Below are 12,697 nucleotides of genomic sequence, written 5' to 3' on the forward strand. Positions count from 1 at the left end.
CCGCACGAGATCGCACCCGCAGGAGGACGCAGTGCTGCGCCACAGATTCACCTGGACCGTGCTTGTCGCGCTGACCTGGGCGGCGATGATGTCGTTCGGCGGCGTGGCCGCCGAGACCGTCATGCTCTACCCGAACATCTTCCACGACGCGCCGGCCTCGCTGGAGCGGGCCCGCGACTTCCTGGTCGTCAGCGGCCCGAGCGACTACTTCCCGCCGTTGGGCGCCTCGGTGGTGCTGCTCGGCGTCGCCGCCACGGTGCTGACCTGGCGGCACCGCCGGCTGCGCTGGTGGATCGTCGCCGCGGCCGGGGTCTTCATCGCCTGCGAGTTCCTCTTCTCGGTCGTCTTCTTCTGGCCCCGCAACGAGATCATGTTCGTCGACCCGGCCGGTACGCACTCCCCCGAGTACCTGCGGCAGGTGGCCGGGGAGTTCGTGGCCGGGCACTGGGTGCGGCTCGCCGGCGGGGCGGTCACCGCCGCGCTGGTCTTCACCGCCCTGCTGCGCTGGGCGACCCGACCCGCCGAACCCGGCTCCTCGGCCACCCGCGACACCGTCACAGCTGGTAGAAGCGGCGGTAGCGACGGATGAGCCGCCACTGCACCAGCAGCGCGGCCACGGTCAGCAGCAGCATCACCAGGGTCGCCGCCGCCGCGTAGCCGTAGCGCAGGTACTCGAAGCCGGTCTGGTAGACGAACAGGGACAGGTAGGTGGTGGCGTACGGGGGCGGTCCGCCGTCGGTCACCACGAACGCCGGCACGAAGGTGAAGTGCAGGCTGGCGATGGCGTCGCGGACCGCCAGCAGGGCCAGCACCGGCGCCATCAGCGGCAGGGTGATCCGGCGGAACACGTCCCAGCCGGTGGCGTCCTCGATGGCGGCCATCTCGTACACGTCGCGGGGCAGCGCCCGCCGGGCGGCCAGCAGCACCACGAAGGTCTCCCCCATGGTGAACAGGCTCATCAGGATGATGCCGGCGCGGGCACTCGTGGGATCGGTCAGCCACTGCGGCGGGGTGCGGCCGAACACCGTCAGGCCGTGTTCGCCACCGATGCGCAGCAACTGGTTGATCGGCCCGTACAGCGGGTTGAACAGCCAGAGCCAGAGCAGACCGTAGGCGATCTCCGGCACGGCGGTGGGCAGCAACGCCGTGGTGCGGGCGGTGCCGACGCCGAGTGCCCGGCGATGCAGCAGCAGCGCCAGGCCGAGCGCCAGCAGCACCCGCAGCGGTACGGCCACGGCGGCGAAGACCAGCGAGTTGATCAACGCGATCTGGAAGATCGGGTCGTCGACGAGCAGCGTGAAGTTGTCCAGCCCCACCCAGGTCGGCGGGCGCAGCAGGTCGTACTCGGTGAAGGCAAGCGCCAGGGTGACAAGCGCCGGCAGCAGCACCAGCCCGACCAGGCCGACCAGGTACGGCGCCAGCATCAGCGCCAACTGCCGCCGCGACCGGGTGTCCGAGGCGCTCACGGCAGGTACCGGCGGCCGGAGTCGGCGTGGAACAGGTGGGCGTCGGCCCAGCGCACGCCGACACGTACCGTCGCGTCGCGGTCCGGGCGGCGGGCGGCCGGCACCCGGGCGACCACCGGATGTCCGGCGGCGAGGGTGAGGTACGCGTAGGCGTCCTCGCCGATCACCTCCACCCGGTCGACGGTGGCCGGGGTGCCGTCCGGCGCGTCCAGGGTGACCGCCTCCGGCCGGAACCCGATCTGAAGTGGTTCCGCCGGCAGCGGCGGCGCGTCGCCGGTGCACGGCACCGCCGCCCCGGCGGGCAGCAGGTTCATCGCCGGTGAGCCGACGAACCGGGCCACGAAGGTGCTGGCCGGGGTACGCCAGATCTGCTCCGGCGTGCCCACCTGCTCGACCCGGCCGGCACGCAGCACCGCGATCCGGTCGGCGAGCACAAGCGCCTCGGTCTGGTCGTGGGTGACGTGCACCATGGTGGCGCCGATACGGTCGTGCAGGGCCCGCAACTCGGCCCGCATCTCGACCCGCAGCGCCAGATCCAGGTTGGACAGCGGCTCGTCGAGCAGGAAGACGTCCGGCTCGCGCACCAGCGCCCGGGCCAGCGCCACCCGCTGGCGTTCACCACCGGAAAGCTGCCCGGGTCGGCGCGCCAGCAGCCCGGCGCAGCCCACCAGGTCGGCGGCGGCGCGGGCCCGCTCCCGGGCCGCGCGGCGCGGCACGTCGCGTACCTCCAGCCCGAAGGCGATGTTCTCGACCACGCTCAGGTGCGGAAAGAGCGCGTACGACTGGAAGACCATCGAGACGTTGCGCAGGCCGGGCCGCAGCTCGGTGACATCGCGCCCGGCGATGTGCACCCGTCCGGCGGTGACCGGCTCCAACCCGGCCGCCACCCGCAGCACCGTCGACTTGCCGGCACCGGAGGGGCCGAGCACCACCAGCAGCTCACCCGGGGCCACGGTGAGGTCCACCTCGTGCAGCACGGTGGTGTCCCGGTACGCGGCACTGACGCCGTCGAGGACCAGCCCGGTCACCCGTTCTCCCCACGGGCGAACATCGGCCGGCTCTTGACGTCCAGCTCGCGGATCACGTCGTCGAGCCGGTCGCCACGGTGCATGGCGTTCTCCAGGATGCCGTAGCTGAGGTCCTCGATCTCCGGCCAGGTGCTGACGGTGGGCAACGCCCGCACGGTGGGGATGGCGTCGAGGAAGACCTGCGAGTTGCGCGGCGGCTGGTTCGGGTCCAGGAAGGCAGCCGACCGGGACACCTCGACGTGCGACGGCACGGTCCGGCCGGTCGCCGCGATGATCCGCTGGCCGTCGGCGGACATCGCGTACTCCATGAACCGCCAGGCGGCGTCCTTGTTCTTCGATCCGGTGGTCATGCAGTACGCGTCGGAGTGCAGCACCCCGACCGGCTGCCGGTAGACCGGCAGCGGGGCGACGTCCCAGTCGAAGCCGGTGATGGTGCGGAAGTTGGTGGTGGCCCGCCGGGAGGTCATCAGCATGGCGAGCCGGCCGTTGAGGAAGCGGGACTCGTCGTCCTCCGCCTCGACCTCCGCGTCGCTGGGCACCACCCCGTACGCCAGCCGCAGGTCGACCAGGTTCTTCAACGCCTCCCGGGCCGCCGGGCTGTCCAGTGCGAGCCGGGTCGGCCGGGCCGGGTCGTCGACGATCTCGCCGCCGTTGGACCAGACCAACGGGGCGAGCCGGATGATCGACGGCTCCACGCCGAGGCCGTGCACGGCGGGCAGCCGGGCGGCACCCTCGGCCTCGGTGCCCTTGATCACCACGCCCCGGTCGTCGCGGGTCATCGCGGTGGCGGTGCCGACCAGGTCGTTCCAGGTCCAGCCGGCCTTCGGCTCCGGCACGCCGTACCTGGTGAACAGCGTGCGGTTGTAGTAGACGGCCAGGCTGGAGACGTTCTGCGGCAGGCAGAGCTGCGCGCCGTCCCAGGTGAACGCCGTCATCGCCACCGGGTAGTAGTCGGCCGGGTCGAGCGTCGAGTCGGCGATCCGCTCGTCAAGCGGCTCGACCACGCCCTTGGCGGCGAACTGGCCGTAGAAGCGGTAGTTCATCAGGAAGACGTCCGGCGGTGCTCCCCCGGCGACCGAGGTGGCCAGCCGGGCCAGCAGGTCCTTGCGGTCACTGGCCTCGATCAACTGGACCCGCTCGCCGGGCCGGGCGCCCTGGTACGCGTCGATAAGCGTCCGGTAGGCGGCCAACTCCTCCGGCGCGCCGAAGACCAGCAGCTTGACCGGGCCCGAAGAGGACGACCCGGAGCCGGAACCGCAGCCGGTGACGGCGAGCGTGGCGCAGAGCGCGAGGGCGAGCAGTGACTTGGATTTCACGACGTCAATCCTCGAATCGGTCGTCGGGGCGCAGGAAACGCCGCTGGGCCAGGGCGAAGACCACAAGCGCGGGCACGGTGGCGAGCACCGCTCCGGCCAGGAAGACGGGAAAGTTCGTGGGGTCGAGCAGGGAGAGCGACCGCAGCGCCAGCGGCAGGGTGAACAGGTCCCGGTCGTAGACGTACACCAGCGGATCGAGGAAGTTCGACCAGGTGAGCACGAAGGTGAGTGCGGTGAGCCCGGCGGTGACCGGCCGGACCAGCGGCAACGCCATCCGCCACCAGGTACGCAGCGGCGACAGGTCGGCCACCAGGCAGGCGTCGTACAGGTCGGCCGGCAGGGCCCGGAACGCCAGGTAGTAGACAAGCACGTAGAGCGGTGAGGTGCCCAGCAGGGCCGGGGCGACAAGCGGTACCAGGGTGTCGGTCAACCCGAGGAACCGGAAGATCGCGAATCGGGGTACCAGCAGCGCCGTCGCCGGCACCATGAGCGCGACCAGGGACGCCGCCACCACCACTGCGGTGGTACGCGGCGCGAGCCGGGCCAGCGCGAAGCCGGCCAGGGCGGCGACCAGTACGCTCAGCGGCACCGCCAGCACCGCCACCAGCACCGAGTTGAGCGAGGCGCGCAACAGCCCGCCCAGGTCGACGGCGTGCGCATAGCCGGTGGTGGAGAGCGGGTCGGGCACCAGTTGCGGCGTCGGCGACGGCGGCAGGCCCGGCTCGGTAAGTGAGCCGGCGACCAGCAGCAGCAGCGGCGGCACGAAGACCAGGATGACGAAGGCCGCGCCGAGCGTACGCCACAGCCGGGCGGCCCGCTCGGGCAGCGGTGAGGGGCCGCGCGAGCGGCCCCTCACCAGGATTCTGCCGATGATCCGGGTTCCTTACTTCAGGCTGAGCTTCCAGGCACCGAGACCGTGCGAGGCGGCGTAGAGCACCCGCTCGCCCGGCACGATGGTCAACCCGGCGACCTCGACGTTCGGCATGCCGCCGGCCGCCTTCGTCCAGGAGGTCTTGCCCTTGGGCAGCAGCAGCACGCCGAAGTCGGTGGCGGCGTACAGGTCGCCGGTGACGTCGTCGCGGACCAGGTCGGTGATCGGCTGGTCGCCGAAGTCGTACGACCGGTCGGCCCAACTCGCCCCGGTGCCGGTGGCCGTCACCTCGAAGGCGTGCCCGGGTGTGGTCGGGGTGTTGGAACCGTAGCCGCTGTAGGAGATCCACGCCCGGGCCGGGTCGGCCGGGTCGATGTGGATGCCGGTGACGTAGCGGTTCGGGGTGGCCGTGGTGTCGACCCGGGTCCAGGTCACCGCGGCGGCCGGCTCGGCGTCGGCGTTGCGGGTGACGAAGACCCGGCCGGTGCTGGTGGCCGCCCACGCGGTGGAGGTGTCCGAGGCGACCCGGGCCACCGCGGAGACCGCGCCGCCGGCCCGGTCACCCCATCCGGCGGCGGTCAGACCGGTGGTGCCCAGCGCCTCCCAGTCACCGCACTCCGCCTCGTAGGTGCCGGTCCAGGAGTTGCAGATCCGGTCGGCCTCTTCGAGGGTACGGTCACCGAGGCCGAAGGTCTTGGTGCGGTAGACCGACAGCCCGGTGCCGGCGAACATGGTGCCGCTGACCTTCGGGTCGCTGATCACCGGGGAGTAGAAGAGGTTGTTCGGCTGGAAGGCGATCGGGTCGGCGGTGTAGATCCAGCTGCCGATGTCGCCGCCCGCGAAGCTGACCTCCGGGGTGACGTCGTAGTACGTGTGGAACCGGAACTCGGGGCGGCCCACGTCCCACCCGGAGGCACCGCCGTCACCGATCATCGTGTTGACCCAGGTCTGCCGCTGGCCCTTGTTCTCCCAGGTGCCGTTGTCCTGGGTGCCGCCCTGGAGCAGGTTCACGTCGTGCGGGCTGACCGACAGGCTGGTGAACTGGAGGGTGTTCATGCCGTCGTTGACGCCCTCCAGCTTGCTGGGGATCTTGGAGAGCATCTGCCGGCAGCGCTCCTTCTGGGCCGCCGTGGTCAGGTTGCGGTCCGGGTTGTCGCACCACGCCGACCGGTCGACGAAGGTGCCGCTGGACCGCATCACACCGCCGTCGTTGGCCTCGAAGAACTGGTACGGGTTACGCGGGTTGGTGACGATCGCGTGCTGGTCGGGGTGCAGGCCGTTGGGGTGCAGCTCGTCGGTGCCGTCGAAGGTCATGTCGGTGCCGCTGACCCCGGCGTCGGTGGAGAGCACCACCGCCCGCTTGTTGGCGATGTTCTCCCCGTAGGAGTAGCTGCCGCCGGTGTAGACGATGTCCGGGTGCCCCGGCGGGGTGTGCACGAACACGTCGTACCAGCACTGCGCGGTGCACTGGTTGTAGGTGGCGAAGCCCGGGTCGGCCGGGTTGGAGCTGGTCAGGTCGGTGAACGTGGGGCTGCCGGCGGCCACGTCGTCGCTGCGGAACAGCCGGGAGTACGGCGTGCCGTTGTTGCCCTCGTAGACGTACATCCGGGTCGTGCCGCCGGGCAGCGCGGTCACGTCGATCGCCGCGCGGGTGGTCGGCAGCGCCGCGTTGAGCGACGGCTTGATCTGGGCCCAGGTCTTGCCGGCGTCCGGCGAACGCCACACCCCCCGGGCGTACGAGGAGGCGTAGACGATGTTTGCGTTCTTCGGGTCCAGCTTCACGTACCGCACGCCGCGCGGCGAGCAGCCGGTGGTGTTGTTGTACTCGGCCAGGGTGCCGGTGCAGTCGCTGGCGTCGGCCGTGCCGTTGTGCAGGAACGTCCAGCTCCGGCCGCCGTTCGTGGACTTGTACAGGCCCCACTTCGCGGCGTCCGGCACCGGGCGGGTCACGCCGCCGCAGCAGGAACCGGACATGCCGCGCAGCGCCGTGGTGGTGGCCACGTAGAGCGTCTTCGGGTCACCGGGCTTGATGGTGATCTCGCCGATGCCCTTGCCGGCGAGCACGTCCTTGCCGAGCGGGCCGGTCCAGGTCAGGCCACCGTTGCTCGACTTGTACAGCCCGACGCCGGCCACGCAGCCGGAGGCGCAGGTGTTTGCCTCACCGGTGCCGACGTAGATGGTCAGGCCGGTCCGGTCGTTGCGGTCGATGGTCACCGCGCCGGCCGCGTTGATGCCCAGCGGACCGCCGAGGTAGAACCACTTCGGCGTGGCGGCGAGGATGTTCAGGGTGCCCCAGACGCCGCCACCGGCCGGCGTCACGTACGCGCGGCAGAGCAGCTTGTTGCAGTCCGGGCTGATGTCGATCGAGGTGACCCGGCCGCCCGCCACGTACTCGTTGGGCACGTAGTTGAAGGCGTTGCGGTACTCGGTGAACGGATAGAGCGCCTGGCTCGGACCGACGTTGGTCCACTGCCGGCTGCCCTTGAACCGCTTCTCGGCGGCGCTGAAGGCCGCCTTCGACCGGTCCACCTGGGCGATGGTGATCGCATCGGCCGGGTAGGCGCGTTCCAGGAACTCCTGCCCGGCGGCGCCGCCGGGCCCGTCCGGTGCCATGCCGGCGTCGCCGGGCAGCGCCTGCCGCAGCCGCTCCAGATGGGCACCGAGCGCGGTGGGCATCTCGCCGTCACCGGCGGCGACGGGGGCCGGCACCTCAGCGCCGGCGAAGTGGATTCCGACGAAACCGGTCGATGCCATAAGGGCACCGACCGCCAGGCCAACCAGCAGATGGCGACGTCTACGCTTCACCAGGGTCCCTCCGGCATGAGGCGTCACCGCAGCGCGGCACCCGGGATTGGCGACCGTCACTGGCAGCGTCCACCGTGGAATATGTCAGAGCCACCGCAGACGAGCAATAGACCGTTACAACTCCGTCACCCGCCCCGCCCCGCGTCGGCGCTGGTCCGTAGGCTGAACGGGTGCTACGGGCGGATTGTGGGCGGTGCTTCGGGTTGTGTTGCGTTGCGCCGGGTTTCGCCGCCTCGGCGGACTTCGCGTACGACAAGCCGGCCGGGCAGGCGTGCCGCAACCTGGGTGCCGACTTCGGCTGCGGCATCCACGCCGAGCTGCGCGATCGCGGCTTCCCGGGATGTACCGTCTTCGACTGCTTCGGGGCCGGTCAGCGGGTGGCCCAGCAGACCTTCGGCGGGCGGGACTGGCGAAGCGCGCCGCACACCGCCCGGCAGATGTTCGACGTGTTCGCGGTGATGCGACCACTGCACGAGCTGCTCTGGTATCTCACCGAGGCCATCGCGCTGGACCCGCCGGCAGCACTGCGCGCACAACTGGTCACCGCGCTCGCCGAGACCGATCGGCTGGCCTGCGGCAGCCCACCGGAACTGCTCACCCTCGATGTCGACGCACACCGGCGTACGGTAAACACCCTGCTGTCGCGTACCGGCGAGTTGGCCCGCGCCCGGGGCGGCGCCGCCGGTGCCGATCATCGCGGCGCGCACCTGGTCGGTCGCGACCTGCGCCGCGCCGACCTGCGCAGGGCCAACCTCCGCGGCGCCCTGTTGATCGGGGCCGATCTGCGCGGCGTGGATCTGACCCGGGCCGACCTCACCGGCGCCGACCTGCGCGGCGCGGACCTGCGCGGGGCCGACCTGACCGGCGCGCTGTTCCTGCACCAGCCGCAGGTCGACGCCGCTCGCGGCGACCGGGACACCCGCCTGCCGGCGACGCTTACCCGGCCGAGACACTGGACCACCGCGGCCACCCGCCGAACCTCCCGAGCCCGCCGCCGCTGACCGGTTGATCCACGCCGTGCCGGCGGCCCTCGCTGCCGCAACCCGCTGCTGACCCCGCAACTTCCCCGACGACACCCGACATGCCGCATTCGGTGCGACCTACCGAGCAGGACATCCCGATATCCCGTGGCCAGCCCGCCGCAACCCCGAATCCTACGGCCGGTCACGCTCAGCTCCGCCGGACCGGCACCCAGTCGGTGAAGCGGCGGTGCAGGTCCGTCTGGTGAGTGCCGCCGTTGAGCTCGGCAAGCTGTTCGGCGGCCTCCTCGCGCAGCGCGACCAGGTAGACCATCAACCCCGGCTTGTTCCCGTGATAGTCGGCGAGCAGGCGCAGCTTCGCGGGCGAGCAGGGCCAGGCGATCCCGCACGCCTGGCAGCGCCACGTCGGGCGGGACGCGACGTGCTCGCGCGCCTGCGAGCTCACCGGTCGCCCCGCGCCAGACCGCGCCGGCTGGGAGCGCGACGGCTGCCCGGCTCGGGTACGGGTCGCATCCCGGCGGGACGCACGAACAACTGGCGCTGGGCGACCGCCTCGCCGTACGTGTCGAGTTGGTAGACCTGGATCCAGGTCCAGCCGTGGTAGGTGTGCCGGTCGGTCAGCTCACGGATCACCCGTACCGTGACCGGCTTGGCGAACTGCGGTGATGCCTCCCGGGTCAGCAGGTACACCCCGGGCCCGACCCGGGGCGTCCCGTCCGCACGCCGCCCGGGAGCCACGCCGACCGGACGGCTCGTCCAGCGCGACACGGGAACCGCGTTCGCAGGTTTCGACACCGGCACGATGCCTCCTCGGTCGACATTGGATGCGACTTCCACCGACCTCCACCGTGACCCACCGGGTATGGACGGCTACACGCCGTAGATATAGATTCTGGAGACGTTGCAGACGTCCTTCGGGAGGCGACATGAACCAGGCGCTGAAGGTAGCCATGGCCGACCGTGGCGAGACCATCGATAGCCTCGCTGAGCAGGTCGGCGTAGATCCGAAGACGGTTGGGCGGTGGATCACGCCCGGCCGGGTGCCTCACCCGCGGCATCGTGCGGCGGCAGCCTCGGCGCTCGGCCGCGAAGTCGCGGACATTTGGCCGGACGTTTTGAAGCGCCGCGAGCCGGCGTGGCTGCGGCCGTGGGTGGAGACAGAGCTTCAGGCGACCGCGTTGCGGTCCTTCCAGGTCACGGTCATCCCCGGCCTGTTGCAGACGCCCGAGTACGCCTCAGCGGTGCTCAGCAGTGGGCTACTCGGACCGGACGAGGTGGCCGACTACGTGGAGACCCGGATGCGGCGACAGAAGGCGGTCCTCGAACGGCGCAAGCCGCCCCTCTTCGTGGCGGTCATCGACGAGTTCGCACTTCGACGAGGGGACCCGGAGATCATGCGTGCGCAGCTCGACCATCTGGTCGAGCTGGCTCAGCGGCCCAACGTTCTCCTCCATGTACTGCCGCTGGACGCCGGCTTTCACGCCGGGCAGGCAGGACCGTTCGTCATCGCGACAACCGACGACAGCGATGTCGCATACCTCGATGATCAGGCGGCCGGACGGCTGACGAACGAGACCGCCGCGCTTTGGTCCATTTGGGATACGCTGCGTTCGGTGGCACTTCCGCGCCGCCAGACCATCGACTTTCTCGAGGCACGCTCATGGCTGACCTGACCGGCGCTGTCTGGCGCAAGAGCACCCGTAGCAGTTCCAATGGCGGCGACTGCGTCGAGGTCGCCGCCAACCTGCCGGGCGTCGTCGGCGTCCGGGACAGCAAGAACCCGAACGGCCCGGCCCTGAGCTTCGCCCCCACCGCCTGGCGGACCTTCGTCGCCCGGGTCGCCGAACGCGCCTGACCGACGCGGACACCCCGCACACCCGTCCTCGTGCAGGATGATCGCGTCAGCGGCGGGTCGCGGTGGCGGTACGGGCTTCGGTCATGCCCCGGTTGGCCAGCGCGTCGGCGCGTTCGTTCTCGGGGTGGCCGTTGTGGCCCTTCACCCAGAGCCAGGTGATCCGGTGCCGGGCGCAGGCCGCCTCCAGCCGCTGCCACAGGTCGGCGTTCTTCACCGGCTGCTTCGCGGCGGTCAACCAGCCGTTGCGCTTCCAGGAGGCCAGCCAGCTGGTGATGCCGTTGCGCACGTACGTGCTGTCGGTGTGCAGTTCGACGGTGACCGGCCGGGTGAGGCTCTCCAGGGCCTCGATGGCGGCGGTCAGCTCCATCCGGTTGTTGGTGGTCGGGCTGGCCTCGCCACCGCACAGCTCCCGCTCGTGCGAACCGTAACGCAGCACCGCGCCCCAGCCACCCGGCCCGGGGTTTCCGCTGCACGCACCGTCGGTCCAGATCTGCACCACCCGGCCGGGCGACTCGTCCACCATGCGGCAAACCTACCGAAGCCGCCCGCGTCGGCGCGGCACGGGCACCCGGGACAGACCGCCGGCCGCTAGGGTCTGCCCAGTGAGTGAACTCGTCACCGACACGCGGTTGTTGATCCGCCCGGCCGAGCCGGGCGATGTCGAGGTACTGCACCGGTTCGTGGTGGAGCTGACCGAGGCCGAGGACTTTCCCGGTGAGGTGACGTCCCGCCCGGCCGATCTGAGCTCGGCGCTGTTCGGCCCGCGACCCGCCGCCGAGGCCGTGGTCGCCACGATCGACGGCGAGCCGGTCGGCTTCGCGCTGTACTACTCGACCTACAGCACGGTGCTCGGTCGTCCCGGCATCCATCTGGACGACCTGTACGTCCGGCCGGAGCATCGCGGTGCCGGTGTCGGCCGCGCCCTGCTCGCCCACCTGGCAGGGCTGGCCGTACGCCGTGGCTGTGGCCGCCTGGAGTGGTGGGTGCTGCGCACCAACGACCCGGCCCTGCGCTTCTACCGGCGGATGCAGGCCCGCACCCTGGACGAACTGGACGTGCTCCGGCTGGAGGGCGCAGACCTGCACGCACTGGCCGCCGGGTCAGCGAGTTGAGCGGGCACCGGCCGGTGAATCGTCGCCGACCACCGGCGCCGGGACCGTCCAGGGCTTTCGGCGGGCCGGGGCGAGCCGGTCGTGCAGTCGGCCGGCGGCGTCGGCCACGGTGGCGGTGACCATCGGCAGCAACCGGGTGGAGCGCATCACGGCCAGGTCCTCGGCCACGGTGGTGGCACCGTCGAGGAAACGCAGCACCCGCGCCGCCGGGTTGCGGTCGAATAGCTGGCCGAAGAACTCCGGGCCACCGACCAGGTTGCGGTCCAGGGCCCGCAGCGCGACCGCGTCCATCCAGCGGTGCCGCCGAGGGTACGCGGGCGCCGGCACCGGGGGCCGTCCGGCGGCAAGCGCCCGAGCCACCTGCTCGGCCTGCCGGCACATGGCCGCGAAGGTGAACCCGGTCGACGGACGGGTGGCCCCGCCGGCAGTGCCCAGGCGGACCACCCGGGGCGAGGGCCGGGCGTCGAACGGCCCATCGGTCATCGGGATGACGCCGTTCTCGACCTCCCGCACCGTGCAGCGGGCCGGGTCCAGGCCGAGCAGATCCCGGTAGCCGGCCAGCGCGGAGTCGTACGCCGCCCCGGTGAGCAGGTGCGGCGAGAACTCGGTGTACTCGACGAGCGCGTACCGGCTGTCGACGGGCAGCACGTAGCCGAACGACACGCCCCGGGCGGGCTGCGGGGTGCGAAAATCCATCAGGACGGCGCGTCCCGGGTCGAACATCGGCCGGTCGGCCGTCAGCCACCAGCCCCGGAAGTGCTGCAACCAGTTGGTCCGCCCGGGGCGGCGCGGCGGTCGGGGCCGGGAGTCCAGCACCCAGCCGGCCCGCAGCACCGGCCGGTCGACACCGGTACGCACCAGCACCCGCTCGCCGTCGTCGTCGAGCGCCTCGACACCGGCGACGATCCGGGTCACGTCGAGGCTGCGCTCCGCCTCGGCGGCCCGATCGTAGACCGGTCCGGAGCGCAGCATCGCGTACCGCAGGGGGGCGAGGTCGAGCGTGCGGTGCGCCTCCGGCGTGATCACCTCGACCTGCGACCAGCTCGCGCTGAGCAGGTCGTCCAGGTCGTTGCCCGGCTGGTCCCAGAACGCCCAGGTCCGGTCGTGTCCTCGCCGATGTACCGGGTCGACGACGGCGATCCGCAGATCGCGCACACCGTGCCGGGCCAACGCCGCAAGCACGAGCGAGGCGGCACCGCCCCCACCAACCAGGGCAAGGTCCACGTCAACCGGCAGCAAACTCACCCACCTACTGTAAGGAAGG

Annotated in this window: 14 protein-coding genes; 5 read left to right on the forward strand and 9 right to left on the reverse strand. The window is 71.4% G+C overall.

What is annotated here, in order from left to right; translation table 11 throughout:
• Positions 1-31: 31 nt before the first annotated feature.
• Positions 32-589, forward strand: a complete 558-nt coding sequence (locus QQG74_RS16975; RefSeq protein ID WP_341715746.1) for a DUF1772 domain-containing protein — start codon at positions 32-34, stop codon at positions 587-589.
• Here the strand turns inward: QQG74_RS16975 and QQG74_RS16980 are convergent.
• From QQG74_RS16980 to QQG74_RS17000, 5 genes are read right to left on the reverse strand one after another with little or no spacing between them, the layout of a single operon-like run.
• Positions 555-1,424: a sugar ABC transporter permease gene (locus tag QQG74_RS16980; RefSeq protein WP_341721260.1), complete on the reverse strand. Its 870-nt coding sequence runs from the start codon at positions 1,422-1,424 to the stop codon at positions 555-557. The genes QQG74_RS16975 and QQG74_RS16980 overlap by 35 nt on opposite strands.
• 38 nt (positions 1,425-1,462) lie before the next feature.
• Entirely contained in the window at positions 1,463-2,494 is a 1,032-nt protein-coding gene (locus QQG74_RS16985; RefSeq protein ID WP_341715747.1) for an ABC transporter ATP-binding protein, read from the reverse strand.
• Positions 2,491-3,819, reverse strand: a complete 1,329-nt coding sequence (locus QQG74_RS16990; protein WP_341721261.1) for a sugar ABC transporter substrate-binding protein — start codon at positions 3,817-3,819, stop codon at positions 2,491-2,493. The genes QQG74_RS16985 and QQG74_RS16990 overlap by 4 nt, the downstream gene beginning before the upstream one ends.
• A complete protein-coding gene (locus QQG74_RS16995; RefSeq protein WP_341715748.1) occupies positions 3,815-4,666 on the reverse strand; it encodes a carbohydrate ABC transporter permease in 852 nt (283 codons plus the stop codon). The genes QQG74_RS16990 and QQG74_RS16995 overlap by 5 nt, the downstream gene beginning before the upstream one ends.
• A 27-nt stretch (positions 4,667-4,693) precedes the next feature.
• Complete coding sequence (locus tag QQG74_RS17000; protein ID WP_341715749.1) at positions 4,694-7,486, reverse strand: sialidase family protein; 2,793 nt, start codon at positions 7,484-7,486, stop codon at positions 4,694-4,696.
• Positions 7,487-7,656: 170 nt separating this feature from the next.
• Here QQG74_RS17000 and QQG74_RS17005 point away from each other — a divergent pair, with 170 nt between their 5' ends.
• Complete coding sequence (locus tag QQG74_RS17005; RefSeq protein ID WP_341715750.1) at positions 7,657-8,487, forward strand: pentapeptide repeat-containing protein; 831 nt, start codon at positions 7,657-7,659, stop codon at positions 8,485-8,487.
• Positions 8,488-8,656: 169 nt separating this feature from the next.
• On the opposite strand, the gene QQG74_RS17010 is transcribed toward QQG74_RS17005, so the two are convergent.
• Complete coding sequence (locus QQG74_RS17010) at positions 8,657-8,911, reverse strand: flavin reductase (protein ID WP_341715751.1); 255 nt, start codon at positions 8,909-8,911, stop codon at positions 8,657-8,659.
• On the reverse strand, positions 8,908-9,261 hold the full coding sequence (locus QQG74_RS17015; RefSeq protein ID WP_341715752.1) for a hypothetical protein: 354 nt from the start codon (positions 9,259-9,261) through the stop codon (positions 8,908-8,910). The genes QQG74_RS17010 and QQG74_RS17015 overlap by 4 nt, the downstream gene beginning before the upstream one ends.
• Before the next feature lie 131 nt (positions 9,262-9,392).
• Here QQG74_RS17015 and QQG74_RS17020 point away from each other — a divergent pair, with 131 nt between their 5' ends.
• On the forward strand, positions 9,393-10,139 hold the full coding sequence (locus tag QQG74_RS17020) for a helix-turn-helix transcriptional regulator (protein WP_341715753.1): 747 nt from the start codon (positions 9,393-9,395) through the stop codon (positions 10,137-10,139).
• Complete coding sequence (locus QQG74_RS17025) at positions 10,127-10,321, forward strand: DUF397 domain-containing protein (RefSeq protein WP_341715754.1); 195 nt, start codon at positions 10,127-10,129, stop codon at positions 10,319-10,321. The genes QQG74_RS17020 and QQG74_RS17025 overlap by 13 nt, the downstream gene beginning before the upstream one ends.
• A gap of 46 nt (positions 10,322-10,367) precedes the next feature.
• Here the strand turns inward: QQG74_RS17025 and rnhA are convergent, their stop codons facing one another.
• The gene (gene rnhA, locus QQG74_RS17030; protein WP_341715755.1) at positions 10,368-10,844 is read right to left on the reverse strand and encodes a ribonuclease HI; all 477 of its coding nucleotides are present in this window, start codon (positions 10,842-10,844) and stop codon (positions 10,368-10,370) included.
• 79 nt (positions 10,845-10,923) lie between these two features.
• Here rnhA and QQG74_RS17035 point away from each other — a divergent pair, with 79 nt between their 5' ends.
• Complete coding sequence (locus QQG74_RS17035; RefSeq protein WP_341715756.1) at positions 10,924-11,433, forward strand: GNAT family N-acetyltransferase; 510 nt, start codon at positions 10,924-10,926, stop codon at positions 11,431-11,433.
• Here QQG74_RS17035 and QQG74_RS17040 read toward each other — a convergent pair.
• Positions 11,422-12,678, reverse strand: a complete 1,257-nt coding sequence (locus QQG74_RS17040) for a lycopene cyclase family protein (RefSeq protein ID WP_341715757.1) — start codon at positions 12,676-12,678, stop codon at positions 11,422-11,424. The two genes, QQG74_RS17035 and QQG74_RS17040, sit on opposite strands and share 12 nt — an antisense overlap.
• Positions 12,679-12,697 lie beyond the last annotated feature (19 nt).

The organism is Micromonospora sp. FIMYZ51, assembly GCF_038246755.1.
Classification (GTDB): Bacteria; Actinomycetota; Actinomycetes; order Mycobacteriales; family Micromonosporaceae; genus Micromonospora.